This window comes from Ramlibacter montanisoli (assembly GCF_013087525.1).
GTDB classification, from domain to species: Bacteria; Pseudomonadota; Gammaproteobacteria; order Burkholderiales; family Burkholderiaceae_C; genus Ramlibacter; species Ramlibacter montanisoli.
This window is the reverse complement of sequence record NZ_JABFCS010000001.1, coordinates 3124741-3149960: the sequence shown is the minus strand read 5'-3', so window position 1 is coordinate 3149960 and position 25220 is coordinate 3124741. Positions and strand designations below refer to the sequence as shown.

Annotated in this window: 26 protein-coding genes and 5 pseudogenes; 13 read left to right on the top strand and 18 right to left on the bottom strand. The window is 70.7% G+C overall.

Annotation, left to right across the window (positions count from 1 at the left end; all coding sequences use genetic code 11):
• Positions 1-4: 4 nt before the first annotated feature.
• Positions 5-454, bottom strand: a complete 450-nt coding sequence (ybeY, locus tag HK415_RS15510) for an rRNA maturation RNase YbeY (protein ID WP_171560921.1) — start codon at positions 452-454, stop codon at positions 5-7.
• A complete protein-coding gene (locus HK415_RS15505) occupies positions 451-1392 on the bottom strand; it encodes a PhoH family protein (RefSeq protein WP_171560918.1) in 942 nt (313 codons plus the stop codon). Before HK415_RS15505 ends, ybeY begins: the two co-directional genes overlap by 4 nt.
• Before the next feature lie 27 nt (positions 1393-1419).
• Here HK415_RS15505 and ruvA point away from each other — a divergent pair, with 27 nt between their 5' ends.
• Genes ruvA through HK415_RS15480 form a run of 6 tightly spaced genes read left to right on the top strand, consistent with a single transcriptional unit; the run spans position 1420 to position 6142 of the window.
• Positions 1420-1995, top strand: a complete 576-nt coding sequence (ruvA, locus tag HK415_RS15500) for a Holliday junction branch migration protein RuvA (protein WP_171560914.1) — start codon at positions 1420-1422, stop codon at positions 1993-1995.
• Positions 1992-3050: a Holliday junction branch migration DNA helicase RuvB gene (gene ruvB / locus HK415_RS15495; RefSeq protein WP_171560910.1), complete on the top strand. Its 1059-nt coding sequence runs from the start codon at positions 1992-1994 to the stop codon at positions 3048-3050. The genes ruvA and ruvB overlap by 4 nt, the downstream gene beginning before the upstream one ends.
• Positions 3051-3054: 4 nt before the next feature.
• Positions 3055-4212, top strand: a complete 1158-nt coding sequence (locus HK415_RS15490) for an efflux RND transporter periplasmic adaptor subunit (protein ID WP_171560905.1) — start codon at positions 3055-3057, stop codon at positions 4210-4212.
• A gap of 9 nt (positions 4213-4221) precedes the next feature.
• Complete coding sequence (locus HK415_RS25300; protein WP_253261903.1) at positions 4222-4773, top strand: hypothetical protein; 552 nt, start codon at positions 4222-4224, stop codon at positions 4771-4773.
• Complete coding sequence (locus HK415_RS26445; protein ID WP_373684656.1) at positions 4719-5444, top strand: ABC transporter permease; 726 nt, start codon at positions 4719-4721, stop codon at positions 5442-5444. The genes HK415_RS25300 and HK415_RS26445 overlap by 55 nt, the downstream gene beginning before the upstream one ends.
• A complete protein-coding gene (locus HK415_RS15480) occupies positions 5441-6142 on the top strand; it encodes an ABC transporter ATP-binding protein (protein ID WP_171560902.1) in 702 nt (233 codons plus the stop codon). Before HK415_RS26445 ends, HK415_RS15480 begins: the two co-directional genes overlap by 4 nt.
• Here the strand turns inward: HK415_RS15480 and HK415_RS15475 are convergent.
• The 6 genes and pseudogenes from HK415_RS15475 to ttcA form a co-directional block, all read right to left on the bottom strand.
• Positions 6132-7925, bottom strand: a complete 1794-nt coding sequence (locus tag HK415_RS15475; protein ID WP_171560899.1) for a lysoplasmalogenase family protein — start codon at positions 7923-7925, stop codon at positions 6132-6134. The genes HK415_RS15480 and HK415_RS15475 overlap by 11 nt on opposite strands.
• Positions 7926-7944: 19 nt before the next feature.
• Positions 7945-9137, bottom strand: a pseudogene (locus tag HK415_RS15470) (DSD1 family PLP-dependent enzyme).
• Positions 9106-9751, bottom strand: a pseudogene (locus tag HK415_RS15465) (histidine phosphatase family protein). The pseudogenes HK415_RS15470 and HK415_RS15465 overlap by 32 nt, the downstream one beginning before the upstream one ends.
• Before the next feature lie 53 nt (positions 9752-9804).
• Positions 9805-9984, bottom strand: a complete 180-nt coding sequence (locus tag HK415_RS25290) for a hypothetical protein (RefSeq protein WP_253261902.1) — start codon at positions 9982-9984, stop codon at positions 9805-9807.
• Positions 9985-9986: 2 nt separating this feature from the next.
• A complete protein-coding gene (locus HK415_RS15460) occupies positions 9987-10409 on the bottom strand; it encodes a DUF4136 domain-containing protein (RefSeq protein WP_253261901.1) in 423 nt (140 codons plus the stop codon).
• 31 nt (positions 10410-10440) lie between these two features.
• On the bottom strand, positions 10441-11361 hold the full coding sequence (ttcA, locus tag HK415_RS15455; protein WP_171560897.1) for a tRNA 2-thiocytidine(32) synthetase TtcA: 921 nt from the start codon (positions 11359-11361) through the stop codon (positions 10441-10443).
• Positions 11362-11500: 139 nt separating this feature from the next.
• On the opposite strand from ttcA, the gene HK415_RS15450 reads away from it, so the two are divergent.
• The 4 genes from HK415_RS15450 (at position 11501) to HK415_RS15435 (ending at position 15463) form a co-directional block, all read left to right on the top strand.
• Entirely contained in the window at positions 11501-12505 is a 1005-nt protein-coding gene (locus HK415_RS15450) for a hypothetical protein (RefSeq protein ID WP_171560894.1), read from the top strand.
• Between the two features lie 5 nt (positions 12506-12510).
• On the top strand, positions 12511-14676 hold the full coding sequence (locus HK415_RS15445) for a YcaO-like family protein (protein ID WP_171560892.1): 2166 nt from the start codon (positions 12511-12513) through the stop codon (positions 14674-14676).
• 121 nt (positions 14677-14797) lie between these two features.
• Positions 14798-14989, top strand: coding sequence for a hypothetical protein (locus tag HK415_RS15440; RefSeq protein WP_171560890.1), 192 nt, complete (start codon positions 14798-14800; stop codon positions 14987-14989).
• Between the two features lie 6 nt (positions 14990-14995).
• Entirely contained in the window at positions 14996-15463 is a 468-nt protein-coding gene (locus HK415_RS15435) for a hypothetical protein (RefSeq protein ID WP_171560888.1), read from the top strand.
• Positions 15464-15563: 100 nt separating this feature from the next.
• Here HK415_RS15435 and HK415_RS15430 read toward each other — a convergent pair whose 3' ends face one another.
• The 8 genes and pseudogenes from HK415_RS15430 to HK415_RS15395 all read right to left on the bottom strand — a co-directional run bounded on the left by HK415_RS15430 (position 15564) and on the right by HK415_RS15395 (position 20995).
• A complete protein-coding gene (locus HK415_RS15430) occupies positions 15564-16934 on the bottom strand; it encodes an ATP-binding protein (protein WP_309246710.1) in 1371 nt (456 codons plus the stop codon).
• Complete coding sequence (locus tag HK415_RS15425; protein ID WP_171560885.1) at positions 16928-17599, bottom strand: winged helix-turn-helix domain-containing protein; 672 nt, start codon at positions 17597-17599, stop codon at positions 16928-16930. Before HK415_RS15425 ends, HK415_RS15430 begins: the two co-directional genes overlap by 7 nt.
• A gap of 8 nt (positions 17600-17607) precedes the next feature.
• Positions 17608-18303: a cytochrome b/b6 domain-containing protein gene (locus tag HK415_RS15420; RefSeq protein WP_171560883.1), complete on the bottom strand. Its 696-nt coding sequence runs from the start codon at positions 18301-18303 to the stop codon at positions 17608-17610.
• Entirely contained in the window at positions 18275-18775 is a 501-nt protein-coding gene (locus HK415_RS15415) for a diheme cytochrome c (RefSeq protein WP_171560872.1), read from the bottom strand. The genes HK415_RS15420 and HK415_RS15415 overlap by 29 nt, the downstream gene beginning before the upstream one ends.
• A 7-nt stretch (positions 18776-18782) precedes the next feature.
• A pseudogene (locus tag HK415_RS15410) lies at positions 18783-19144 on the bottom strand (DUF1924 domain-containing protein).
• A gap of 155 nt (positions 19145-19299) precedes the next feature.
• Positions 19300-19659, bottom strand: coding sequence for a hypothetical protein (locus HK415_RS15405; RefSeq protein ID WP_171560869.1), 360 nt, complete (start codon positions 19657-19659; stop codon positions 19300-19302).
• 205 nt (positions 19660-19864) lie between these two features.
• Positions 19865-20232 (bottom strand): annotated as a pseudogene (locus HK415_RS15400) (dihydroneopterin aldolase).
• 1 nt (position 20233) lies between these two features.
• Positions 20234-20995, bottom strand: a complete 762-nt coding sequence (locus tag HK415_RS15395; RefSeq protein WP_171560864.1) for an SDR family oxidoreductase — start codon at positions 20993-20995, stop codon at positions 20234-20236.
• 17 nt (positions 20996-21012) lie between these two features.
• Here HK415_RS15395 and HK415_RS15390 point away from each other — a divergent pair, with 17 nt between their 5' ends.
• Genes HK415_RS15390 through HK415_RS15380 form a run of 3 tightly spaced genes read left to right on the top strand, consistent with a single transcriptional unit; the run spans position 21013 to position 23261 of the window.
• The gene (locus HK415_RS15390; protein WP_309246709.1) at positions 21013-22110 is read left to right on the top strand and encodes a class I SAM-dependent methyltransferase; all 1098 of its coding nucleotides are present in this window, start codon (positions 21013-21015) and stop codon (positions 22108-22110) included.
• 25 nt (positions 22111-22135) lie between these two features.
• Complete coding sequence (locus HK415_RS15385) at positions 22136-22330, top strand: DUF2905 domain-containing protein (protein ID WP_171560861.1); 195 nt, start codon at positions 22136-22138, stop codon at positions 22328-22330.
• 4 nt (positions 22331-22334) lie between these two features.
• Positions 22335-23261: an ROK family protein gene (locus HK415_RS15380; protein ID WP_171560856.1), complete on the top strand. Its 927-nt coding sequence runs from the start codon at positions 22335-22337 to the stop codon at positions 23259-23261.
• On the opposite strand, the pseudogene HK415_RS15375 reads toward HK415_RS15380, so the two are convergent.
• A pseudogene (locus HK415_RS15375) lies at positions 23234-24477 on the bottom strand (multifunctional CCA addition/repair protein). The gene HK415_RS15380 and the pseudogene HK415_RS15375 overlap by 28 nt on opposite strands.
• A 9-nt stretch (positions 24478-24486) precedes the next feature.
• A complete protein-coding gene (locus HK415_RS15370; protein ID WP_171560852.1) occupies positions 24487-25182 on the bottom strand; it encodes a glutathione S-transferase family protein in 696 nt (231 codons plus the stop codon).
• Positions 25183-25220 lie beyond the last annotated feature (38 nt).

Sequence of the window (25220 nt, the reverse complement as noted above, 5' to 3'; positions counted from 1 at the left end):
AAGCTCAGTAGGGGTTGGGGTAGCCCAGGGCCCCCAGCAACAGGATCTCCAGCGCCTCCATCTCCAGCGCCTGCCCGTCCCCGGTCTCGTGGTCGTAGCCCTGCGCGTGCAGCGCCCCGTGCACCAGCAGGTGCGCGTAGTGCGCCTCCAGGCTCTTGCCCTGTTCCTTCGCCTCCCGCTCCACCACCGGCGCGCACAGCACCAGGTCGGCGGACACCACCGGCTCGCGCGTGTAGTCGAAGGTGAGCACGTTGGTCGCGTAGTCCTTGCCGCGGTACTGGCGGTTCAGCGACTGGCCTTCCTCGGCGCCGACGATGCGCACGCCGATCTCGGCCGGCCGGTCCAGCGCGATCGCGATCCACTTGCGCACGCGCGCCGTCCCCAGCACCTCCCGGTGCGCCGCCGCCCCGGGGAAGGTGCCGAACTGCAGCGACAGGTCCAGGGAGGGCGTCATTTCCCGGTCTTGCGCGCGGCGTCGTAGGCGTCGACGATGCGGGCCACCAGCGGGTGGCGCACGACGTCGGCGCTGGTGAAGCGGGTGTGGGCGATGCCCTTGACGCGCCGGAGCACGTGCTCGGCCTCGATCAGTCCCGAGGGCGAGCCCTTGGGCAGGTCGACCTGGCTCACGTCGCCGGTCACCACGCACTTGCTGCCGAAGCCGATGCGCGTGAGGAACATCTTCATCTGTTCCGGCGTGGTGTTCTGCGCCTCGTCCAGGATCACGAAGGCGTTGTTCAGCGTGCGCCCGCGCATGAAGGCCAGCGGCGCGATCTCCAGCGCGTTGCGCTCGAAGGCCTTGGTCACCCGCTCGAATCCCATCAGGTCGTAGAGCGCGTCGTAGAGGGGCCGCAGGTAGGGGTCCACCTTCTGCGTGAGGTCGCCGGGCAGGAAGCCGAGCTTCTCGCCGGCCTCCACCGCGGGACGCGTCAGCACGATGCGCTGCACCGCGCTGCGCTCCAGCGCGTCGACCGCGCAGGCCACCGCGAGGTAGGTCTTGCCGGTGCCGGCCGGGCCGATGCCGAAGGTGATGTCGTGGCTGGCGATGTTGTCCAGGTACACGCTCTGGTTGGGCGTGCGGGCCTTGAGGTCGGTGCGGCGGGTGTGCAGCACCAGGGCGCCGTCCTCGTCCTGCTCCATGGCCACGTCGCCGGCCAGCATCAGCTGCACCTTCTCCTTGGAGATGGTGCGGCCGGCGATTTCGTAGAGCCCTTGCAGCGCTTCCATCGCCCGTTCCGCCTTGGCCTTGGGCCCTTCCACCCGGAAGTGCTCCTGGCGGTGCGAGATGCGCACCTGCAGCGCGGTTTCCACGGTCCGCAGGTGTTCGTCCATCGGGCCGCACAGGTGCATCAGGCGGGTGTTGTTCAGGGGCGTGAAGGCGTGTCGGAGAATCAAGCTGATAATCCCGTCAGAGGGATCGCAATGATAGGCAAATTGACGGGGACGCTGGCCGAAAAGAATCCGCCGCAGGTGCTGGTGGACTGCCATGGCGTCGGCTACGAGGTCGACGTCCCCATGAGCACCTTCTACAACCTGCCCGGCGTGGGCGACAAGGTGTCGCTGCTCACGCACTTCGTGGTGCGCGAGGACGCGCAGATCCTGTTCGGGTTCGGCTCCGCGGGCGAGCGCGAGGCTTTCCGCCAGCTCATCAAGATTTCGGGCGTGGGCCCGCGCACGGCGCTCGCGCTCCTGAGCGGCATGAGCGTGGCGGACATCGCGCAAGCCGTGACGCAGCAGGATGCGAGCCGGCTGGTCAAGATCCCGGGCATCGGCAAGAAGACCGCGGAGCGGCTGCTGCTGGAACTCAAGGGCAAGGTCGGGGCCGACCTCGGCCTGCCGGGCGGCGGGGTGGTGGACGATGCGCAGGCCGACATCCTGCAGGCGCTGGTCGCCCTGGGCTACAGCGACAAGGAAGCGCAGGCCGCGCTGAAGTCCCTGCCCAAGGACGCGAGCGTCAGTGACGGCATCAAGCAGGCATTGAAGGCCCTGGCACGATGAGCATCAAGACCGACGACTTCGCTCCCCCGCCGGACAAGCGCGTCGTGTCCGCGGCGCCGGTGTCGCCGGCCGAAGAGGCCATGGAACGCGCGCTGCGCCCCAAGGGCCTGGCGGAATACGTCGGCCAGGCCAAGACGCGCGAACAGCTGGAGATCTTCATCGGCGCGGCGCGCAAGCGCGGCGAGGCGCTGGACCACGTGTTGCTGTTCGGCCCGCCCGGCCTGGGCAAGACCACGCTGTCGCACATCATCGCCAACGAGCTGGGCGTGAACCTGCGCTCCACCTCGGGCCCGGTGCTGGAGAAGCCCAAGGACCTGGCGGCGCTGCTGACCAACCTGGAAAAGAACGACGTCCTGTTCATCGACGAGATCCATCGCCTCTCGCCGGTGGTGGAGGAAATCCTCTATCCCGCGCTGGAGGACTACCAGATCGACATCATGATCGGCGAAGGGCCGGCGGCCCGCTCGATCAAGCTGGACCTGCAGCCCTTCACGCTGGTGGGCGCGACCACGCGCGCCGGCATGCTGACCAACCCGCTGCGCGACCGCTTCGGCATCGTCGCGCGGCTGGAGTTCTATACGCCCGAGGAACTCACGCGGATCGTGCATCGCAGCGCCGGCCTGCTGCAGGCGCCGCTGGATGCCGAAGGCGCGAGCGAGATCGCGAAACGCTCGCGCGGCACGCCCCGCATCGCCAACCGGCTGCTGCGCCGCGTGCGCGACTACGCCGACGTGAAGGGTACCGGCCGCATCGACCGCGACATCGCGCAGAAGGCGCTGGCCATGCTGGACGTCGATCCGCAAGGCTTCGACGTGATGGACCGCAAGCTGCTGGAGGCTGTCATCCACCGCTTCGACGGCGGGCCGGTGGGCCTGGACAACGTGGCGGCCTCGATCGGCGAGGAGCGCGACACCATCGAGGACGTGATCGAGCCCTACCTGATCCAGCAGGGCTACCTGCAGCGCACGCCGCGCGGCCGCATCGCCACGATGGCCGCGTACCGCCACCTGGGCGTCACGCCCCCGCGCGCGGAAGGCAGCCTCTTCGAGGGCTAGCAGCATGCGAGCGCACCTGCCCCGCGCCCGCTGGCTCTGGCCGCTGCTGGTGGTGGCGCTCGTGGCGGCAGGCACGCTCGGCTGGTTCCTGCTGCGCGGCGCGGCCTCCGAAGCCGTGGCCGCGAAGTACGCGCCCCTGGTGCGCACCCTGCAGTTCTCCGCCCGGGTGGCGACGCTCTCGCGCGTCGAGGTGGGCAGCACGGTCACGGCGCGGGTGGACCAGGTGTTGGTGCGCGAAGGCGAGCAGGTGCGCACCGACCAGCCGCTGGTGAAACTGGAGTCGGAGGAACTGCAGGCGGCGCTGGCGCAGGCGGTCGCCACCGAAAAGCAGGCCGAGGCCACGCTGACCGCGGCGCGCGCGGAACTGGAACGCACCGAGGCGCTGGTGGCGCAGGGCTTCCTCAGCGCTTCCCGCCGCGACGACGCGCAGCGCGCGGTGGACGTCGCCCGCGCGCAGCGGCAGGCCGGCATCGCCGCGATCTCCGCGGCCCGCGCCCGCCTCACGCAGATGGTGATCACCGCGCCGGCGCCGGCCCGCGTGCTGTCGCGCCACGTGGAGCCGGGCCAGATCGTGCAACCGGGCAAGGCCCTGCTGGGCCTCGCTCTCAGCGGCCCCACGCAGATCGTGGCGCAGGTGGACGAACGCTTCCTGGAGCAGCTGCGCGTGGGGCAGAAGGCGGCGGTGATGGCTGATGCCTTCGCCGGACAGCGCCTGGCCGCCACCATCATCAGCATCGCGCCGGAAGTGGATGCGCAGCGCGGCGCGGTGGAAGTGAAGTTCTCCCTGGACCAGCCGCCGCCGGCCTTCCTGCGCGAGGACATGACGCTCTCGGCCGAAGTGGAGACCGCGCGCCGCGACCGCGCGCTGGTGCTGCCCGCGCGCGGGCTGCGCACGGGCGCGACCGGCGAGGCCATGCTGGTGGCCGAGGGCCGGCGCGCCGTGGAACGGCCGGTGCGCACCGGGCTGCGCACGCTCGATGCGGTGGAAGTCGTCTCCGGCGTGCGCGAAGGCGAGCTGGTGCTGCTGTCGCCGACGCTGAAGCCGGGCGCGCGCGTGCGCACGCAGCTGGTCGAGTGGCAGCCCTCGCGCTCGCCGCAGGGGCGCGGCGCCGGCGGCAACGCCGATCCCGTCTCCGGCATCACCGAGGCCATGGGCCGGTAGCGGCAAGCCATGAAGGGCCTGGGCTTCGAATGGCAGGTGGCCATGCGCTTCCTGCGCGAAGGCCGCATGCAGACCCTGCTGATCGTCGTCGGCGTGGCCGCCGGCGTCGCCGTCATCGCCTACATCTCCGCCCTGATCAGCGGCCTGCAGGGCAACACGCTCGCCAAGACCCTGGGTGCGCAGCCGCACGTCACCATCGCGGCCCCGGAGGACGTGGTGGCGCCCGCCATGGACCTGCCTTCGGGCCAGCGCTCGATCAGCGACACGCAGCCGCGCGCGCAGCGCCTGCGCTCGGTGGCGAACTGGCAGGCGCTGGTGCCGCTGCTGGAAGCGCATCCCGGCGTGGCGGCCGTGTCGCCGATCGTGTCGGGCGCGGGGCTCGCGCTGCGCGGCGAGGCGACCCAGGCGATCGCCCTGATGGGCGTGGAGCTGGAGCGCTACGACCGCATCGTCGGCCTGCGCGGCAAGGTGATCGCCGGCGAGCCGCGGCTGGGGCCGGGGAAGCCATCGTCGGCAGCGAGCTCGCGCGCGACCTCGGCGTGCGCCCCGGCGACCGCCTGACCGTGCAGACCGGCACCGTCAGCGACCCCATGCGCGTGACGGCGCTGGTGGACCTGGGCGTGAAGGACCTGAACCGCCGCACCGTGATCGTGCCGCTGCGCACGGCGCAGAACATGCTGGGCCTGCCGGGCGGCGCCACCGGCGTGGACCTCGGGCTGCGCGACGTCTGGACCGCGCAGGCGCTGGCGGAGGAACTTCGGCGCCAGCTGCCCTACAAGATCGAGAGCTGGCAGGAGAGCAACGTGCAGCTGGTGACCGCGCTCAATGCGCAGTCGATCAGCACCATGCTGATCCGGGTGGTGGTGGTGATCGTGGTGGTGCTGGGCATGGCCAGCGTGCTGGTGGTGTCGGTGGTGCAGAAGCGGCGCGAGATCGGCATCCTGCGCGCCATGGGCGCCACCCGCGGGCAGGTGCTGCGCGTGTTCCTGCTGCAGGGCGCCGTGGTCGGCGCGGCCGGCGCGGTGCTGGGCCTGCTGCTGGCGCGGGCGATGATCTTCCTGTTCACGCACTTCGTGCGCGGCAGCGATGGGCAGCCGCTGTTCGTGATCGGGCTGCCGCTGTCGCTCGCCCTGCAACTGGGCGTGCTGGCGGTCGCCTGCGGCGTGCTGGCGGCGGTGATGCCGGCGCGGCGCGCGGCGGCGATGGATCCCGCGCAGGCCATCCGCATATGAGCGAGGAACTGGTCGTCCTCGAGGGCGTGCGAAAAAGCTACAACGTCGGCCTGCCGAACGAGACCGAGGTGCTGCACGGCGTTTCCATGCGGGTCACCAGCGGCGAGTTCGTCGCGCTGATGGGCCCCTCGGGTTCCGGCAAGAGCACGCTGCTGACCATCCTCGGCCTGCTGGATCGCATGACCTCGGGCAGCTACCGGCTGCAGGGCGAGGAGGTCGGCGGTCTGAGCGAAGCGGAGCTCACGCTGCGGCGGCGGCGCACCCTGGGCTTCGTGTTCCAGTTCCACCACCTGCTGCCGGCCTTCAGCGCGCTGGAGAACGTGACGCTGCCCATCCTCATGAGCGAAGGACGCGTGAGCGGGGCCGAGCGGGATCGTGCGCGCGGGCTGCTGGACGCCGTCGGACTGGCCGCCGCCATGGACAAGAAGCCTTCCGAACTGTCCGGCGGCATGCAGCAGCGGGTGGCCATCGCGCGCTCCCTGGTGCTGCAGCCGCCGCTGGTGCTGGCCGACGAGCCGACCGGCAACCTCGATACGGCGTCGTCCGACGAGGTGTTCACGCACCTGCGCCGCATGCACCGCGAACGCGGCACCTCGTTCGTGATCGTCACACACGATCCCCGGCTGGGGACGCGCTGCGATCGCTTGGTGGAGTTGATCGACGGGAAGATCGCGCGGGACGAGCCGGTCAGCCGGTAGGCTGGTGGTGAGCGGAGCGAACCCCAGCGTCCGGTGCAGCGCTGGGGCTCCTGGCGTCACCCCAGCCTACGGCGCTCGCCGGCCGGGCATTCCGCACGATCAGCACCTGCGCCACGTAATAAGTCGCCAGCACCCAGAACGCCGCCATCGGCAGCGGCTGCGCGAAGCGGTTGATCGCCAGCAGCGCGTCGCTCAGCATGAAGAAGCCCGCGCCGGCCGCGACGCCGACGGCGGCCGCGTCGCGCAGCACCAGCGCACGGCCGATCGCCTGCGCCGCCATCAGCGCGATGACGAGGGCATAGGCCGCCACCGCCACCTTCAGCACCGGCTGCAGGTGCGGGAACAGGAAGGCATACATCAGCCCGGCGACGCTGAGCGTGGCCAGCAGCACGCGCCCGCTCGGGAACCAGCGCACGCCTTGCGCGAACAGCGCCAGGTAGCACAGGTGCGCCACCAGGAAGCTCACCAGCCCCGGGATGAAGTAGCCGGGGAACATGAGGAAGACGTCGCCTGCCAGGCACAGCAGCAGCGCGGCGAGCAGCTTCAGGTCGAAGGTGCGCTGCGTGCGCAGCCAGCCCGGGCGGCTCGCCACGAAGGCGATCGCCAGCAGCATGGCGAGCGGCTTGAACAGGCGATGCAGCTCGGTCCAGCCCTGCGCCGACGCCGCCGTGGCCAGCGCTGCCGCTTCGATCAGCAGCACTTCCGTCATGCCGATGCGGCCCTGCATCGCGGCACCGACTGCCCACAGCGCCGCGGTCAGCGCGGCCAGCCACACGGCGGACTGGCTCACGGCCAGCCGGTCCGCGTGCCACAGGAAGACGGCAACGCCGCCGAGGATCAGCGCGAACTGCACGCCGGCGAACCACGCCATCGCCTTCGACATCGGCGGGTGGTAGCGCTCCATGCGCTCCAGCGAGAACGCTGGCTTGGGAAAGCGTTCGGCGACGTCCGCCGGCCGCCAGCCCGGCGGCTTGAACCACACGCGCAGCTTGTCGGCCCAGGAGCGCGCATGCCAGCTGTCCTTCGCCAGCGCCCAGTACACCTCGAAGTTCGACCACAGCGGGTCCCAGCTGGCCAGCGGCGCGCGCGTGCCGTACACGCACTTCTCGCCTTCCTCCTCGAAGCTGCCGAACATGCGGTCCCACACGATCAGGATGCCGCCGTAGTTGCGATCGAGGTAGCCGTCGTTCACGGCATGGTGCACGCGGTGGTTGGACGGCGAACAGAACCAGCGGTCGAACCAGCCCAGCTTGCCCACGTGCTCGGTGTGCACCCAGTACTGGTACAGCAGGTCGATCAGCGCCACCACGCCGAACACCAGCGGCGGCACGCCGGCGATGGCCATCGGCAGGTAGAAGATCCACCCGAGCAGCGCCCCCGAGCTGGTCTGGCGCAGCGCGGTGGAGAGGTTGTAGTCCTGGCTCTGGTGGTGCACCACGTGCGCCGCCCAGAACACCGCCACCTCGTGGCCGGCGCGGTGCAGCCAGTAGTAGCAGAAGTCGTAGAACACCAGCGCCAGCAGCCAGCCCACCGGCGAAGTCCAGAAGGCGTCGTTGTGCCAGAAGGACACCCAGGAGAAGACCGCGGTGTAGATGCCGACGCGGAACAGGCGCGTGAGCACCGCGCTGATCTGGCTGAGCATGCCCAGCGAGATGCTGTTGATGGCATCGTTCAGGCGGTAGGTGTTGCGGCCACGCCAGCGGCCGTACGCGACTTCGACGGCGATCAGCAGGAAGAAGACCGGCGTGGCCAGGACGATGACCTGGCTCGGGGACAGTTTCATGTCCCCATTTTCCCGCGGGCTAGGTCAGCGCGCCTCTGGCATCAACCCGGATGATCTTGTCCACCTTGCCGTGCTCCAGCCCGCCGGTGACGCCCACCAGGTGGTTGTGCAGGTTGACGGTGGGATCGCAGTGGCCGGGGATCAGCCAGACGGTGTCGTCCAGGCGCGGCACCCGCTGGTTGCCGCCCGTGGGCTTCAGGATGCCGTGCTCGTCGCCGCCATTGAGGTACTCGAGTTCGCCCGTGGGCTCCAGGGCCAGCACCTTGGGCAGGCCGGAATCGATGGCGTGGCTCTTGTGGCCGGCGTCGCACACGGCGTGCAGCAGCCCCGAGCTCATGACCTGCGACTTGACGAACAGCGCATGTTCGAAGGCCGGCTGCGCGGGGTCGCGCTCGTTGGCGGCGTAGTCGGCGTCCATGAACAGGAAGGACCCGGCCTGCAGTTCGCCATAGACGCCGCTGGCGGCCTCGCACACCAGGCTGCCGGTGCCGGCGCCGGTGACCAGCGGCACCTGCACGCCGTCGGCCTCGATCAGCTTCCTGGTGAACAGCACGTCCTGCACCACGGTGGCGATCGCGTCGCGCCTGGCCTGCGGCGTGCGCAGGTGCTGCGCCTTGCCGTGGTAGGCCTGCAGGCCGGCGAAGCGCAGCGCCGGGTGCCTGCGGATCTCGTGCGCCAGTTCGGCCGCGGTGCGCCCGGCACGCACGCCGCAGCGGCCCTGGCCGACGTCGATCTCCACGAAGACGTTGATGATGGCCGCCGCGCCGCCGCGGCGCCTGTCGTCCATCGCGTTGGCCAGCCGGCGGATGCCCTCCATGCTGTCCACCGCGATGGCCAGCTGGCCGCGCTCGGCCGCCAGCTGGTGCGCCAGGTCGGCGACGCGGGCGAGCTTGGCCGGTGCCACCACCTCGTTGCTGATGTAGATGTCGTGCACGCCGCCGGCGAACATCGCCTCGGCCTCGCCCGTCTTCTGCACGCACACGCCGACCGCGCCGGCCTGCATCTGCAGCTTGGCGATGGCCGAGCTCTTGTGCATCTTGGCGTGCGGGCGCCAGCGCAGGCCGCGCTTGCGGGCGAAGTCGGCCATGCGGTGCAGGTTGCGCTGCATCGCCTCCAGGTCGACCACGAGGGAGGGGTGTCGATGGCGGAGACGGGTTGCCCGATCAGCCGCTTGAGGTCCTCAGAAAGAGGAGTTTTCGTCGAATGATGCATGTTCCAGGTGCTGCGTGTCCGACCAGCCCACGAGCGTGAAGCCCTGGGGCGTCCACAGCAACCGGTTGATCGCGCCGTTGGGCAGCTGCCACGTGCGTGGCGAGTTGACTTCCTGTCCGGTCGCGATCCGGTACAACGTATCGAGGACGCCGCCGTGCGCCACCACCGCGATCTGCTCGCCGTAGTGGCGCGAGGCGAGGTCGCGCATGGTGCGGGTCACGCGTTCGCGCAGCTGCAGCAGCGACTCGCCGCCTTCCGGCGGCTCCCACTCGGGGATGCGCTTCTTCCAGTTGTGGGCGTGGTCCGGCCAGTTGGTGTGGATCTCGTCGAAGGTCTTGCCCCTCGAACATCCCGAAGCGCCGCTCGCGCAGGCCGGGATGCGCCACCACGCCGATGCCGGCGGCATCGGAGATGGCGCGCGCGGTTTCGTGCGCGCGGCCGAGGTCGCTGGAGTAGATGGCGGTGAGCTGCTCGGCGGCCAGCGCCTGTCCCACCCTGCGGGCTTGCCATCGCCCCGTGTCGTTCAGCTGGATGTCGAGCTGGCCCTGGATGCGTGCGTCCACGTTCCAGGCCGTCTCGCCATGCCGCACGGCAATGATGCGAGTGGCGTCCATGCGCCCCATTGTATGGAGCGCTTTACGGAATCCAAACCGGTTTTTCGCCTGGCTCAGGAGTTCCGGCCGACCTGGATGTCCACGCGGCGCGGTCCGGGCGGCGGATTCGGGAAGCCCTGCATGGCGGCGTCGAACATGGCCGGCAGTACCGCGTTGTTGTCCAGCCAGGGCCCGTCGTTGACCGCCCGGGTCTCGTACACCACCCGGTTGCTGGCCAGCTCCCGGACGATCACCGTCACTTCCCGATGGAACCAGTAGGAGTCGCCCCGGGGCCAGGGGCCGCCGATGCCCAGGCCGAAGTGGCGGCCGCCCAGGCCGACGCCCCAGCCACCCCAGCCCCAGGGACCCCAGGGGTCGGCGTAGGGGAGACGGAGCGCTCGGTGCGGGCCGAGACCTGCACGCTGTAGCGGGGCGCCGAGTCGTCCCGGCGCAGCCCGGCGCGGTGCAGGGCGGGGTCGGCCAGGGCTTCCAGGGCCTGCTGGGCCGGGTCGGCCTGCTGCGAGAGCGAGCGCTCGAAACGGTAGCTCGGCTGCGCCGGCATGGCCGGCAGGTGCGAGAAGGACTGCACCTGGTTGTCCAGCTTGTAGGTGCTGGCGCAACCGGCCAGCACGAGGACTGCCGCGGCGGCAGCCATGAAGAAACGGGCGAATCGCACCATCACACCTCCCAACGCGAGGCGCCCGGGCGCCTCACAACTTGATGACCTGCAGGGCGGGCAGGGCGCCCGCCACCGGGAATTCCTCGTGGTCGAAGGCCAGGTCGCCCTCCGGGTCGGCGACGCCGCTGGCAGTCAGATTCCTGAAATCGTAGAGTGTTCCGTCCGCCAGGTGGGACGGCACCACGTTCTGTAACGCGTGGAGCATGTTGTCCAGGCGACCGGGAAAACGCTTGTCCCAGTCCTTCAGCATCGCCCCGACCTGCTTGCGCTGCAGGTTTTCCTGGCTGCCGCACAGGGTGCAGGGAATGATCGGGAACCGGCGCACCTCGGCCCAGCGCACCAGGTCTTTCTCATTCACGTAAGCGAGCGGCCGGATCACCATGTGCCGGCCGTCGTCGGACACCAGCTTGGGCGGCATGCCCTTCAACTTGCCGCCGAAGAACATGTTGAGGAACAGGGTCTGCAGCATGTCGTCGCGGTGGTGGCCCAGGGCGATCTTGGTCGCGCCCAGTTCGTCCGCCACCCGGTACAGGATCCCGCGGCGCAGCCGGCTGCACAGGCTGCACATGGTCTTGCCCTCGGGGATCTTGTCCTTGACGATCGAGTAGGTGTCCTGCTCCTCGATGTGGAAGGGCACGCCCAGGTTCTTCAGGTACTCGGGCAGCACGTGCTCCGGGAACCCGGGCTGCTTCTGGTCCAGATTGACGGCGACCAGGTCGAAATGGACCGGGGCGCGCGCCTTGAGCTTCAGCAGGACGTCCAGCAGGGCGTAGCTGTCCTTGCCGCCGGACAGGCAGACCATGATCCTGTCGCCCTCGACCACCATGTTGTAGTCGCCGATCGCCTGGCCGACCAGGCGGCACAGGCGCTTTTCGAGCTTGTGGTTCTCGCGCTCGATGCGGCGGTCGGCCTCCTGCGGGGCGGGGTCGTTCTCGATCCAGACGGCACTCATGCCGCCATTTTCGCATTGCGGCACGAAGCGTGCCGGCGCAAGCGGTGGACGGCAAGGGACGCGGTGCAATATTTCCGGTGACGGGGCCGGCGGGCGGCGGGAAGATCGGCGCCCTCCGACACGCGAGCCAGCAGGAGCCATGTCGTACATCGCGATCACCCTGAACCACATGCGCTCCGTCAAGGCCTGGGCCGACGCCGCCGGCGCCGACGTGCAGATGGACCTGCGCAGCTTCGCGCTCGAGGTGAAGTGCCGCAACCGCTTCTATCGCTTCCATCCCCGTTTCCTGGGCCAGCGCGAGGGCCGCCTGTTCCACAGCGAAATGCTGGTGGAGCACGTCACGGGCTTCATCGGCTGGCTGCCCTACACCGCGCTTCGCACGGAGCTGTCCAGCGACAAGCTGGTGTTCAAGCGCTTCGCCACCGCAGCCGGGGAACGCGTTCCAGCCACCTGGCCAGCGGAGTCGCCCCAGGGCGACTTCCTGCTGAAACATTCGGTGGGCTCCTTCGGCGACCAGATCACCGGCCCTTACCGCCAGGGCGCCACCCAGGTCCGGACGCCGCCGCCGTCGCTGGGCCCGGGCGGCCCCACCGGAACGCCGTACGCCGAGCAGTTCATCCAGGGCCGCAGCCTGAAGGTCTGGTACTGGGGCGATGCCGCCTTCTACGCCCACTGCCAGGCCTGGCCCACCGTCCGCGGCGACGGGGTGTCCACGCTGGAGTCGCTGGCTGCCGGGCGCCTGGGCGTGTCCGCGGAGGCGTTCGCGCTGTCCCGCGACCATCCGCTGTTGGCGGACAGCCTGGCGTTCCAGGGCCTCTCGCCCGCACAGGTGCTGGCCGCGGGGCGCGAGGCCTGGATCGACTTCCGCTACGGCCGCACGTACCAGCCGGAGGCCCCCAGCGGCAGCTCGGACAACCAGCTGCAGGACCTGCCCGCCGCCGCGCGCGCCAGCATCGAGCGCATGGGCGCGGCGGTGGGCGGCGACCTGATGGAGCGGTACCACGTGCCGGTGCTCTACGCCGTCGACGGGGTGGTGGATGCCGACGGCCAGGTGTGGTGGCTGGAGATGAATTCGAACCCGCTCATGCCGCCCGACGGTTACGACCCGATGTTCTCCTCGCTCTTCGGATCCGTCCGGCAATGACGCGCATGCCCCGGCAACCCAACGCGGTGTTCAACGACGCCATCCCGGGCGAGGTGCAGGCAGCGCGGGCGGATCCCGCCCGCCTGTGTCCGGCGCTGGCCGGCGCTGCCTGGCTGCGGGGGCAGCGGCTGGCCGTGCGCACCGCCACGCGCGACGTGGAGGTCCGCGCGCCTCGCGCGCTGCTGGCGCAGGTGTACGCGCTGTGCGACGGCACGCGGACGATGGAAGAGGTGGTCGCCCAGGCGCCGCTGGCGCACTCCGCCGAGCTGCGCGAATTCCTGCCCTTCCTGCTGGCGCAGGGGGCACTGGTGGACGCCAACCTGCTGACGCTGCACGCCGCCGCCTACGCGCACCAGGGCAGCCCGGTCGGGCTGGTCGCGCCGGCGGAGGTGACCAACCAGCTTTGCCGGCGTTTCCTGTGGAACGCATCCGGCGCGCCGGGGAAGCGGCCCGCCGCCACGCGCGAGGTGCCCTGGGCTCCGCTCTCTCCCCTGTTCGCCGAGCGCGTGTCCACCTACACCTTCGACGACGCCCCGGTGGCGGAGGAGGCACTGCTGCAATTCGCATGGTCGATCGCCGGCGTGGTGAGCACGCGGCACGAGCGCGTGGGCTATGTCGCTCCCCGGCGCACGCTGGCATCGGCCGGAGGGATGCACCTGCTGCGCGTGCACCTGGTGCTGCGCCGGCCGGTGGGCCGCCATGCGCCTGGCGTGTACCGGGTCCTCTATCCGGCGGAAAAGGCCGTGGCCCTCGAACGCGTCGCATCGGAAGGCGGGCTGCTGCCGCGTGCCTTCGGCAAACCCTGGGAGCTCCAGGGTGCGACCGGCGCCGTGTTCGTCACCGCCGATGGCGAGGCCGCGGCGCTGCGCTATCGCAATCGCGCCCTGCAGTACCTGTTCATGGAGGCCGGTGCAGCGCTGCACAACGCGGGGCTCACGGCACCGCAGCTGGGCATGGCCTTCGCCACCATCGGCGGTTATGACGAGAAGGCAGTCGCTTCGCTGTGCCGCCTCGGCGGCGATGCCGTCCTGGGTTCCGGGATCTTCGGCGTTGCACCCACCCCGGCCCAGGTGGAACGCAGCGCGCAGGCCCCGGACCTCGAGTTCGCCTGGGTGGATTCCAGCTCGGAGCGCTACGCGCTGCCCTTCCACCTGGCCCGGGCGCGCGTGCGCACGGCGGGCGAGGAGCGCCCGCACACCTGGGGACGCGATGCCGATCCTTGGCTCGCCTACGTGAAGGCCGCGGCGGAAGCGGTGGAACGCGAGGGCTTCCGCGCGCCGCGCGGGGTGTGCGTCGCCGCGATGGCCGACTTGCCCAACGCCATCGATCCTCGCTCCGTCGTGCGCTACAGCGATGCGCAGCACGCGCGCGCGGGCTTTCCCTTCGTGCCCTTCGATCCCGCCCGTGCGTACTGCTGGACGCGGGGGACGCAGCTGGCCGACGGCGGGGACGTGCACGTGCTCGCCGAACTCGTGTTCTCGCGGACCAGCCTCGAAGCGCTGGGACATGCACATGCCGCGGGGCCACCCTGTACGCAGGTGTCTTCGTCCGGTTGCGCCGCCGGACGCACGCGCGAGGAAGCGGCACACCGCGCCCTGCTGGAGGTGGTCGAGCGGGACGCGTTCATGCGCCACTGGCTGCGCCAGCGCCCGGGGCGGCTGCTCGATCGCGCGGCCCTGGGCGCGCAGGTGGGCGGGCGGCTGGCCGCGATGGAGGCGGCGGGCTGCCGCATCGCCGTGCAGCACCTGGACTCGCCCTGGGCGCACGTGGCGCTGGTCGCGGCGCAGCACGAATCGCTGCATTTCACGACCATGGGCACCGCGGCGAAGGAAAACTTCGAAGCCGCGCTGCTGGGCGCGCTGGAGGAGACGGAGGCGCGGGTGTACGCGTGGCTGCACGGCCACCGCGGGCACGTGCGCCACGCGGCGCAGGTGGCCACGCCCGAGCACCACTTCGAACTCTACGGCTGCCGGCGGCATTTCCGGCGGGCCGATGCCGTGCTCTTTCCCGCGGCGCGCGCGGCTCGCGCGGCCTGCCACCCGACTTCTCCGCAGCAGGCGTGGAGGCCCTCTGCGCCCGCCTCGCCTCCGGCGGGCTTAGGCCCTTGGCGGTCGACATCACGCCTCCGCAGGCCTCGATCGACCAGGGCCGCAGCTCGCTGGCGGCCGTGAAGGCGCTCGTTCCCGGCCTGCTCCCCATCTCCTTCGGCTACGGTCGCGAACCGCTCGGCATGGTGCCGCGCGTGCCGGCCGCCGCCCGCTTCCCCCACCCCTTCCCCTGAAAGGAACCACCATGAAAGACCAGGTCACCAGCCGCAAGCGCTCCCCCGTCACGCGCATCGCCGAACCGCCGATTCCCAAGGCGGAGGAAAGCCGGAGCGCCAGCGGGCGCGACCGCTGGGCGGCGGTGCAGCGCGTGCGCCTGCCGCACAAGGTCGGGTTGCCGCTCAGCTCGGGCACCTGCGGCGACGCCATCGAACGCTGAGGGGCCATGCTGCTCGCAGCCAACGTGCGGGTCGACGACCACGTCATCGGCCCCGAACTGCGCAAGCGCGTGGTGGAGGCGGTGTCCTGGATGCCGATGCACTTCCTCAACCGCTGGGAGCGCTTCCGGTCCCATGAACTGGACATGCACTGGTACTACCCCGTGGCGTTCTCCGACGAACCGTACAGCGCCGACGTGGAACCGGACCTGCAGGGGCTCGACCCCAGCCTGCAGCCGATCACCGAGTGCTGGGAGGCGATCAAGGCCACGTTCGACCACGGCGTGCGCCTGTACGAGTGCATGCTGAGCGCCAACACCTTCGGCACGGAAGGTCGCGTCCACCAGGACATCGCCGCGGAGGCGGAGCGCAGCGGCCACATCACCGTCCTTGTCTACTGCAACCGGGAGTGGAACGTGGCCTGGGCGGGGAGACCCTGTTCTTCGACGAGGACAACGAGATCTCGGCGGCGGTGATGCCGCGGCCGGGGCGGGGTGGTCTTCGTCGAGGGGGATCCGCCCCACGTGGGGCGCTCGGTCTCGCGCATCTGCCCCACCGACCGGCGGGTGCTGGTGTTCAAGCTCTGGCGCCTGTAGGCGCGGCGCCGGCGCCCGGGAACTCCAGGCGCACGGCCAGGCCGCCCAGGGCATGCGAGCGCTGCGCCTGCGCGCGCGCGCCGTGCGCGGCGGCGATGCGCTGCACGATCGACCAGCCCAGGCCGCTGCCCACCGCCTCCGAGCCGGTGACGCGAAAGAAGCGCTGCCCCAGCCGCCCGAGATCCTCCGCGGGCAGGCCGGGTCCGCTGTCCTCCACCGACAGCGCGATCTCCTTGCTGCCGCCCTCCACCCGCACCACGATCCGTGCTCCGCGCGGGCTGTAGCGGATCGCGTTGTCCACCAGGTTGCGCGCCAGCACGGCCAGCAGGGTCTCGTCGCCGCTCACCGTGCAGGCGGTGGCGGCATCGAACTCCAGGGCTTGCTGCTTCTGCAGGCTGGCCGGCGCCAGCTCCGCGACCACTCGCTGCACGACCTGGCCGAGGTCCACGCGCTCCTGCAGCACCGCGCCCTCGGCTTCCAGCCGCGCGAGCGTCAGCAGCTGTTCCACCAGGCGGGTGGCGCGATCGCAGCCGGCCAGGGTCGCCTCCAGCGCATGCCGGCGCTGCGCCGCATCGCCGGCGCCCAGGGCCACCTGCGCCTGCGCGCGGATCGCCGCGATCGGCGTGCGCAGTTCATGGGCGGCGTCGCCGGTGAAGCGGCGCTCGCCTTCCAGCAGCCCGCCGATGCGGACGAACAGCGCGTTCAGGGCGTCCAGCATCGGCTGCATTTCCGACGGGGCATCGGCGACCTGCACCGGCTGCAGGTCGCCTGCCTTCCGTGCCGCAAGCGTGCCGCCCAGGGCGTGCAACGGTCGCACGCCCTGCCGCACCGCCCACCAGCCGGCCAGCGCCAGCAAGGGCAGGGCGAAGGCGACCGGCCACATCGTGCTGCGCAGGACCGCCCACAGGATGGAGCGGCGCGATCGCTCGTGCTCGCCCACGAACACCTGCACGTCGTTCTCCGCGCCGCGGGTGGCGAACACGCGCCAGCGCTCGCCCGCCATGACGACGGTGTGGAATCCCTGCAGCTTGCGCGCGCCGGCCACCATCGGCTCGGCCGGCGCATTGGCCGAACGCATGGCCAGCCGTCCTTCGTGGAACACCTGGAACACCACGCGCGGGGCATAGCGGTGCAGGGCCGGCGCGTCGATGCGTTCGTCGTCGTCGTGCTCGCCGGCCTGTTGCGCCACCAGCAGGGCGGCCGCCTGCGCGAGGTGGCCATCCAGCAGTTCGTCGAGTTCATGGCTGGCGTCGCGCCAGGTCATGACGGCGGTGCCCAGCCACACGGCCAGCGAGGTCGCCAGCACGAGCAGCAGCAGGCGTCCCTGCAGCGAGGCCGGGCGCTTCAGCACGCGGGCGCCTCGCGCAGCAGCGTGTAGCCCACGCCGCGCACGGTATGGATGCGGTCGGCCCCGAGCTTGCGGCGCAGGTGGTGCACGTGCACTTCGACGGCGTTGCTCTCCACTTCGCGGCCCCAGGAGTAGAGGTGCTGCTCGAGCTGCTCGCGTGACAGCACGCGCCCGGCATTGAGCATCAGGGCGTGCAGCAGGTCGAACTCGCGCGACGGCAGCGAGACTGGCTGCCCCGCCTTCAGCACGGTGTGCGCGGCCGGGTCGAGCTCGATGTCCTGCACCTTCAGCACTTCCTGCGGCTGCCCGTGCGAGCGCCGCACCAGCGCCCGCAGGCGGGCCGCCAGTTCGTGCAGGTCCACGGGCTTGACCACGTAGTCGTCGGCGCCGAGATCCAGGCCGCGCACGCGGTCCGGCACGGCGTCGCGCGCGGTGAGCACGAGGACTGGCGTGCGCAGCCCCTGCGCCCGCAGGGCCGACAGCACGTCCAGTCCGTCCTTCAGGGGCAGGCCGAGGTCCAGGACCGCGGCCGCATAAGCGCCGCTGCGAAGCTCGCGCTCCGCAGCGTCGCCGGTGCGCACCCAGTCCACCTGGAAGCCGTGCTGGCGCAGGCCAGACTGCAGGCCGTCGCCGAGCAGGGAGTCGTCTTCCGCGAGCAGGATGCGCATGGGGGATCCTAGTCGTCGTCCCCGCCGGCCTCCAGCGTGGACGTGCCGCTGACGATGTCCACCGGCGCCGACTGCCATTGCAGCCACCAGAACCCCAGCACCGCGGCCAGCATCACGGCGGCGATGCTGCGCCAGGCGGCCCGTATCCCTTCGCGCGGCGGCACCGGCTTGCGGCCGTGGACCATGGCGGCGACCAGGTTCTCGCGGTGCAGCCGGCTGCTGACGACGACCGCGGCGACGTGCACCAGCACCAGTGCCAGCATGCCGGTGGCAAGGGCTTCGTGCACCTCCTCCAGCCATTCGCCGCTCAGCTCGTTGTAGTTCGCCCAGCCGGTGGCGGTGATCAGGACCGCAAGGGCCAGCAAGGCCAGGATGGCCAGGCCGCCGGCGGGGTTGTGCCCGGCGTGGTGCTCCGGCTGGCGGCGCAGCAGCGAGCCGAGGTAGGCGAACACGGCGCGTGGTCCGCGCACGAAATCGGCGAAGCGGGCATGCCGGGTGCCGATGAGGCCCCACAGGATGCGGAAGGCCACCAGCCCGGCCATCGTGTAGCCGGCCGTGATGTGCACGAGCTTCCAGCGCTCGCTGTCGCCCGACAGCCAGGCGACGGCGAAGCACACGACCATCAGCCAGTGGAACACGCGCACGGGCGCGTCCCACACCAGGGTGCGCGGGCGTTCAGCGGGGGATGCGGACACGGTGTTCATCGAAATCTCCCTTTTCGGCTTCAGTGTGGCAGGCCGCGCAGTTGGCGGCGCTCTTGATCATGGGACGTTGCCAGGTGGCGGGGGACAGTTCGCGGTGCTCGCGGACGAACCAGGCCGAGCGGGTGATGCGGTCCTCGGGCGGGACCTCGCGCACGCGCTTGTAGCTGCCCGCGTGGGTGGTGAGCCATTGCGTCAGTTCTTTCTGCGTCGCCGCGTCGACCGAAGCGTCGGTGCCGAAATGGCGCGGCAGGTCCTGCAGCAGCCGGTTCCAGGAGGCCGCCGGCAGCATGCCCGGCGGATAGGCGACGTGGCAGCTGGCGCATTCGGACGCGTACTTGGGCAGCAGGGGCACGGAGGCGCGGCGGTCGCCGTCGGCACTGGCCGTGGCGGCGGCGAGCAAGGCGGCGAGCAGCACTGCGGCGGCGCGCAGGCGTTGCGGCGTGCGGGATGCGGAGTTCAAGGTGGCGTGCATGGTGTCCTCACTTCCCGAGCGTCATCAGCCAGGCCATCACGTCGGCCTTCTCGCCCGCCGTGCACTCGCGTCCGGCCACGTCCTTGCAGTTGCGGCGGAACCACTTCTCCACCTTGGCTGCATCGGTGAAGCGCTCGGGGTTGAAGCCGGGCGCCAGCGCGCCGATCGCCTTGCCGGTGGAAGCGTGCTTGCCCGCCTGGGTGGGCGGGGCGTGCCGTGGCAGGTGGCACAGCTCCATTCCTTGCCGTGCCTGGCCGTGAAGAACTGCTGGCCGCGGGTGGCGGCAGCGGGTGCGCCCGCCTGGGCGGTGTAGCCTGCGGCGAGCTCCTGGGGCGTGGCCGCGTGGACGGCAGCGCCTGCTGCTGCCATCGCCAGCGCGATGCAGAGCAAGAGGGTGGGATGCTTGGTTCGGATCATTGGCAACTCCTTGGGTGCCAATGATTCAGGGATGCGCTTAGCGTTTTCTTAACGCCAAGGGGGACCCGGGGCTTGCGCAGCCACCGGATCCCCGCGTCCGGGGACGCTTACTTCACGGAAGTGCTGCCACCGGCACTGCCGGCAGCGCCCGCGCCCAGCTCGGTGGTCGACTTCTTCCTGGCCTTGCCGGCCTGGGCCTTGCCGTCGGGGGCCTTCTTCGTTTCGGCCGCGGCATCGGTCTTGACGCCCGCTTCGGTCTTCGCGCCGTTCTCCGCCGCGGGGGCGGGCAGTTGGACGCTGGCGCCCGTGCCGACGCCCGTGCTCGCCGAAGCCTTGTCGGTGGCGGGCGCGGGCAGCGTCACCGTGGCGCCGGTGCCTGCCTTGGCGCCGGCGCCCAGGTCGACCTGGGCGAAGGAAGCGGAAGCCGCCACGAGGGCGGCGGTGAAGGCGATGGTGGTTTTCTTCAAGCGATGGTCCTTGATCCACTGGGTGGTTGTTGCAGGGACCGCCTGTGTACCGCGGCATGAGGCGCTGCTCGTAAGCGGGCGTTGTCGCAACCGCTTCATCGCGACGTCTTGCGCGCGTTTGTTGCAGTTGCCGCGAGCACCGTCACATCATCTGGATGCGCGTAGCGCGACCGTGTGCGGTTGACACGGTTGCATCAAGGAGCCTCTACCACTGACCCGTTTCCACCCGGATCGCGACTTCGCAGTCCTCGAAGATCTCCAGCTTCACGATCCGCACGCGCACGCCCAGCACGCCGGGCAACTGCATCAGGCGGTGCGCGAGCTGCCGATCAGGGTCTCGAGCAGGTTCACGTGCACCGCCGTGCACTCGTCGATGATGATGCGGCGCACCTTGCGGTAGTCCAGCACGTGCGTGATGTCGTCGTCGCTGGGCATCAGCGGCTGCGTGCCGAGGTTCAGTTCGGCGTCGACCAGGATCGGCTGCGGCGCGCTCTTCTCGTGGTCGAGGATGCCGAGGTTGGCGTCGAAGCGCAGGCCTTCGAGGGTGAGGATCTGGGTGCCGGCCTTGCTCATGTCACATCAGCGAGAAATCGCGGTCGAACTTCATCAGGTGCTGGCCGCCGTCCACCAGCAGCGTGGTGCCGGTGATGGCCGCGTTTTCCAGCGCGAAGCGCACCGCATGCGCCACGTCCTCCGGCGTCGAGGAGCGCCCGAGCGGCGACAGCTTGTGCAGCTGCTCGAACTTCTCCTGCGAAAGCATGTGGCTGGTGAGGGTCAGGCCGGGCGCGACGCCCACCACCCGCAGCTGCGGCGCCAGCGCCTGGGCGAGCAGGGTGGTGGCCGCTTCCAGTGCAGCCTTCGACAGCGTGTAGCTCAGGAAATCGGGGTTCGGGTTCCACAGCTTCTGGTCGAGCAGGTTGACCATGCAGCCGCTGGCGCCGCGCCCCTTCAGGTGCGCGTGCAGCGCCTGCGCGAGCAGGATGGGCGCCGCGGTGTTGGACGCGACGTGCGCCGCCAGCGAGGCCGCCGTGAAGGTCTGCGCATCGTCGTGCTCGAAGCGCGAGGCGTTGTTCACCACCGCATCGAGCGTGCCGAAGCGCTGGATCACGCGCGGCAGCAGCCCCTGCACCTGCGCGTCGACGGCCAGGTCGGCCTCGAAGGCCTGGGCCGGTGCGTGCTTGCTGCACTCGGCCGCCGTCTGCTGGGCCTCGGGCGCGGAGCTGCGGTAATGCACCGCGACCTGCCAGCCGGCCGCGGCCAGGTCCAGCGCGATGCTGCGGCCCAGCCGCCGGGCGGCGCCGGTCACCAGCACGGTGCGGCCTGCGGCGCTGCTCATTGGCGGACAATCGGCGGGTGGAACCACATGCACCCAGTGTAACGAGCGCGCTGCAGAAACTGATCGCAGAACAGGTCGCCCGGTCGGGCGGCTGGCTGCCGTTCGACCGCTTCATGGCGCTGGCCCTGTACGCCCCGGGCCTGGGCTACTACGCCAACACCTCGCGCAAGTTCGGCACCATGCCGGGCGGCGGCAGCGATTTCACTACCGCCCCCGAGATGAGCCGGCTGTTCGGCCAGTGCCTGGCGACCCAGGTGGCCGAGGCGCTGCAGCACACCGGCACCCACGAGGTCTGGGAGTTCGGCGCCGGCTCGGGCGCGCTGGCGCGCGAGCTGCTGCAGGCGCTGGACGACACGCAGGTGCAGCGCTACACCATCGTTGAACTCTCGGCGACCCTGCGCGAGCGCCAGCAGCAGGCGCTGGCCGCCTTCGCCGGCCGCGTGCACTGGGTGAGCGAACTGCCGGAACACATGGCGGGGGTGGTGGTGGGCAACGAGGTGCTCGATGCCATGCCGGTGAAGCTGCTGGTGCGCACGAACATGGTGTGGCACGAGCGCGGCCTCACGCTGCGCGACGGGCAGCTGGCCTGGTCGGACGTGCTCACGCACCTGCGGCCGCCGGTGGAGCCTTCCGGCACGCACGACTACTTCACCGAGATCCACCACCAGGCCGAAGCCTTCATGCGCACGCTGGCGGAACGCCTGACGGCGGGTGCCGCCCTCTTCATCGACTACGGCTTCCCGGAGGCCGAGTACTACCACCCCCAGCGCCACATGGGCACGCTGATGTGCCATCGCGGGCACATGGCGGACCCGGACCCGCTGGAGACGCCGGGCGAGAAGGACATCACCTCGCACGTCAACTTCACCGGCATCGCGCTGGCTGCGCAGGAGGCCGGCCTGCCGACGCTGGGTTACGCGACGCAGGGCCGCTTCCTCGTCAACTGCGGCATCGGCGAGCGCATGGAGGCGGTGTCCATCCAGGAGCAGGTGGCTGCGCAGCGGCTGGTGGCGGAGCACGAGATGGGCGAGCTGTTCAAGGTGATCGCCTTCCAGCGCGGGCCGTTCTGGCACGCGATCGGCTTCCGCCACGGCGACCGCACCCACGCCCTCTGAGAATGCAGGCACACTGGCAGCACCCATGATTCGCTGGATCATCGTCGTCTTCCTCGCGCTGGTGCTGATCAGCTGGTTCACGCCCGCCCTGCAGAAGCTGGGCTTCGGCAAGCTGCCTGGCGACTTCCGCTTCAAGCTGTTCGGCCGCGAGATGTTCATCCCGCTCACCTCCACCATCCTCCTGAGCATGCTGGCGGCGGTGATCGCCAAGTACCTCTGAAGCCATGAAAGCCTGCATCGACATCGGCGGCACCAAGGTGGCGGTCAGCCTGAACACGGGCGCCGGCCTGGACCTCCTCGCCAGGCGCAGCGAACCGACCGCCAAGACCGGCAGCAACGACGCGCTGGCGCGGCAGGTGATCCGCATGGTGGACGAAGCCTGCGGCGAGGCGGGCATCGATCCCTCGCGCGTGCAGCGCGCCGGCGTGTCCTCCGCCGGCCCCTTCGTGCTGGTCGCGGGCCTGGTGGAACTGGCCAGCCCCAACATCTGCGGCGGCCTGGCCGGCCCGGCGCGCGGCCTGCCCAACGACTGGATGACGGCGCCGCTGGAAGCGCCGCTGCGCCGCCGCTTCACCGAAGGCGTGCGGGTGGAGAACGACTGCATAGGCGCGCTGGAGGCCGAGCGCCGCTGGGGCGCGCTGCAGGGCTTCGAGCACTGCGCCTACGTCACCTGGAGCACCGGCGTCGGCATGGGCCTGTGCGTGGACGGTCGCGTGCTGCGCGGCAAGAACGGCAACGCGGGCCACGGCGGCCACATGTTCGTGAGCGACAACGAGGATGCGCTGTGCGGCTGCGGCAACATCGGCGACCTGGAGGCGCTGGTGGCCGGCAACGCGGTGGCGCGCCGCTTCGGCGCCGACGCCGCCACGCTGATGCAGCACGCGCGCGGCGGCGACGCCGCGGCGATCGCCAAGGTGGACGAGCTGTGCCGCATCATGGGCCGTGCCCTGTACAACATCACCGTGGTGCTGGACCTGCAGCGCATCAGCCTGGGCGGCAGCGTGTTCACCAACAACAAGGAGCACCTGCTGCCGCTGCTGCAGGCGCAGCTGCGGGGCAAGCTGCCCGCGCTCACCGATGGCTGCGAGCTGGTGCCCGCCGGCCTGGGCGACCGCGTCGGCGACTACGCCGCGCTGGCCTTGCTGGTCTGAAGCGCGTGCTGCACCGCGTGGGTGCGCGCGTGGTGGATGCGATCACCGATCGCGTCACCCAGCAGGCCTTCGTCGCGCGCCTGCGCCGCGACCACCGCCGTGTCGACGGCCCGTGCCGCGGCCAGTGCTGACAGCAGCCGGTCGCGCTGCGGATAAGGCTGCTCCTCCATCCCCAGGCGCCCGCGCGCGTCGCATTCACAGGCCAGCAGCACCTGGCCGAGCGCTCGGGCTTGCGGAAGGCGTCGCAGCGTTCCAGCAGCCGCACGACGGCGGCGGCGCCGAACTCCTGGCTGCGGTGGATGTTGCCGTGTTCGCGCGCGACCACGTCGGCCAGTTCGCGGCATTCGTTGGGCACGCGCAGCCGGTTGCACAGCTTCTTGAGCAGGTCGGCGCTGCGCTGCTCGTGGCCGATGTGCCTGGGCAGCACCTCGGGCGGAGTCGTGCCCTTGCCCAGGTCGTGCGTGAGGCAGGCGAAGCGCACCGGCAGCGGCGCGTCCAGGCGCGCGCTCATGTCCAGCACCATCATGTTGTGCACGCCGGTGTCCACCTCCGGGTGGTAGTCCGCGCGCTGCGGCACGCCCCACAGGCGATCGACCTCGGGCAGGATGCGCGCGAGCGCGCCGCACTCGCGCAGCACCTCGAACATGCGCGAGGGCCGCGCCTCCATGAGGCCGCGCGCCAGCTCCTGCCAGACGCGTTCCGGCACCAGGTGGTCGGCCTCGCCCTCGCGCACCATCTCGCGCATCAGCTCCAGCGTTTCCGGCGCGACCGTGAATTCGTGGAAGCGGGCGGCGAAGCGCGCGACGCGCAGGATGCGCACCGGGTCCTCGCGAAAGGCCGCGGTCACGTGGCGCAGCACCTTGCGCCGCAGGTCCTGCTGGCCGCCGAAAGGGTCGATCAGCGCGCCGTCCTCCGCCTGCGCGATCGCGTTGATGGTGAGGTCGCGCCGCGCGAGGTCCTCCTCCAGCGTGACGTCGGGCGAGGTGTGGAAGGTGAAGCCGTGGTAGCCGCGGCCGCTCTTGCGCTCGGTGCGCGCCAGCGCATATTCCTCGCGCGTGTCGGGGTGCAGGAAGACCGGGAAGTCCTTGCCCACCGGCAGGAAGCCGGAGAGGATCATGTCGTCGGGCGTGGCGCCCACCACCACCCAGTCCTCGTCGTTCACCGGCAGCCCGAGCAAGGCATCCCGCACCGCGCCGCCGACCCGGAAAGTTCGCATGGGGGCAGTCTAGCCCCTCCCCGTCCGGTACGGCTCCTCGAAGTCCAGGAAGTCCTGTTCCGCCAGTGCGTCGTCCACCCAGGCCTTCACGCCCGGCAGGGCGCAGACGCGCCGGATGTAGTCGGTCACGACGCCCGGGACCGGCAGCTGGTAGGTGCGCAGGCGCATGCACACGGGTGCGAAGAAAGCGTCGGCGATGCTGAACTCGCCGAACAGCATCGGTCCCTTGTGCTGCTGCTGCAGCAGCTCGCTCCACATCGCGACCAGGCGCTGCACGTCGGCGCGCACGGCCGGGTGGTCGCGCCAGGCCAGCGCGCCGGCCTGCGGCAGCGAGGCCTCGATGTTCATCGGGCAATGCGTGCGCAGCGCGGTGAAGCCGGAGTGCATCTCGGCGCACACGCTGCGCGCCCGCGCGCGCGCCTGCACGTCGCGCGGCCACAGGTGGCCCTCCGGGAATTTCTCCGCCAGGTATTCGGCGATGGCCAGCGTGTCCCAGATGCACAGGCCGTCGTCCACCAGCACCGGCACGCGGCCCGCAGGGTTGACCTTGAGCACCGTGCGCTTGAAGTTGGTCTCCGGGCCCGCGTCGAAGGCGTCGAAGCGCACCTTCTCCTCGGTGAAAGGAATGTCCGCCTGCTTCATCAGCACCCAGGGGCGCATGGACCAGGACGAGTAGTTCTTGTTGCCGATGTAGAGCGTGAGCATCGCCGCCTCCGTTGCTGAAAACTACGCGATGCTAGCGG

Bases quoted from the DNA above. Each gene is read 5' to 3' on its own strand.
- ybeY (WP_171560921.1), bottom strand. From the start codon at position 454: ATGACGCCCTCCCTGGACCTGTCGCTGCAGTTCGGCACCTTCCCCGGG.
- ruvA (WP_171560914.1), top strand. From the start codon at position 1,420: ATGATAGGCAAATTGACGGGGACGCTGGCCGAAAAGAATCCGCCGCAG.
- ruvB (WP_171560910.1), top strand. From the start codon at position 1,992: ATGAGCATCAAGACCGACGACTTCGCTCCCCCGCCGGACAAGCGCGTC.
- HK415_RS15490 (WP_171560905.1), top strand. From the start codon at position 3,055: ATGCGAGCGCACCTGCCCCGCGCCCGCTGGCTCTGGCCGCTGCTGGTG.
- HK415_RS25300 (WP_253261903.1), top strand. From the start codon at position 4,222: ATGAAGGGCCTGGGCTTCGAATGGCAGGTGGCCATGCGCTTCCTGCGC.
- HK415_RS15480 (WP_171560902.1), top strand. From the start codon at position 5,441: ATGAGCGAGGAACTGGTCGTCCTCGAGGGCGTGCGAAAAAGCTACAAC.
- HK415_RS15475 (WP_171560899.1), bottom strand. From the start codon at position 7,925: ATGAAACTGTCCCCGAGCCAGGTCATCGTCCTGGCCACGCCGGTCTTC.
- HK415_RS15460 (WP_253261901.1), bottom strand. From the start codon at position 10,409: ATGGTGCGATTCGCCCGTTTCTTCATGGCTGCCGCCGCGGCAGTCCTC.
- ttcA (WP_171560897.1), bottom strand. From the start codon at position 11,361: ATGAGTGCCGTCTGGATCGAGAACGACCCCGCCCCGCAGGAGGCCGAC.
- HK415_RS15450 (WP_171560894.1), top strand. From the start codon at position 11,501: ATGTCGTACATCGCGATCACCCTGAACCACATGCGCTCCGTCAAGGCC.
- HK415_RS15445 (WP_171560892.1), top strand. From the start codon at position 12,511: ATGCCCCGGCAACCCAACGCGGTGTTCAACGACGCCATCCCGGGCGAG.
- HK415_RS15440 (WP_171560890.1), top strand. From the start codon at position 14,798: ATGAAAGACCAGGTCACCAGCCGCAAGCGCTCCCCCGTCACGCGCATC.
- HK415_RS15435 (WP_171560888.1), top strand. From the start codon at position 14,996: ATGCTGCTCGCAGCCAACGTGCGGGTCGACGACCACGTCATCGGCCCC.
- HK415_RS15425 (WP_171560885.1), bottom strand. From the start codon at position 17,599: ATGCGCATCCTGCTCGCGGAAGACGACTCCCTGCTCGGCGACGGCCTG.
- HK415_RS15420 (WP_171560883.1), bottom strand. From the start codon at position 18,303: ATGAACACCGTGTCCGCATCCCCCGCTGAACGCCCGCGCACCCTGGTG.
- HK415_RS15415 (WP_171560872.1), bottom strand. From the start codon at position 18,775: ATGCACGCCACCTTGAACTCCGCATCCCGCACGCCGCAACGCCTGCGC.
- HK415_RS15395 (WP_171560864.1), bottom strand. From the start codon at position 20,995: ATGAGCAGCGCCGCAGGCCGCACCGTGCTGGTGACCGGCGCCGCCCGG.
- HK415_RS15385 (WP_171560861.1), top strand. From the start codon at position 22,136: ATGATTCGCTGGATCATCGTCGTCTTCCTCGCGCTGGTGCTGATCAGC.
- HK415_RS15380 (WP_171560856.1), top strand. From the start codon at position 22,335: ATGAAAGCCTGCATCGACATCGGCGGCACCAAGGTGGCGGTCAGCCTG.
- HK415_RS15370 (WP_171560852.1), bottom strand. From the start codon at position 25,182: ATGCTCACGCTCTACATCGGCAACAAGAACTACTCGTCCTGGTCCATG.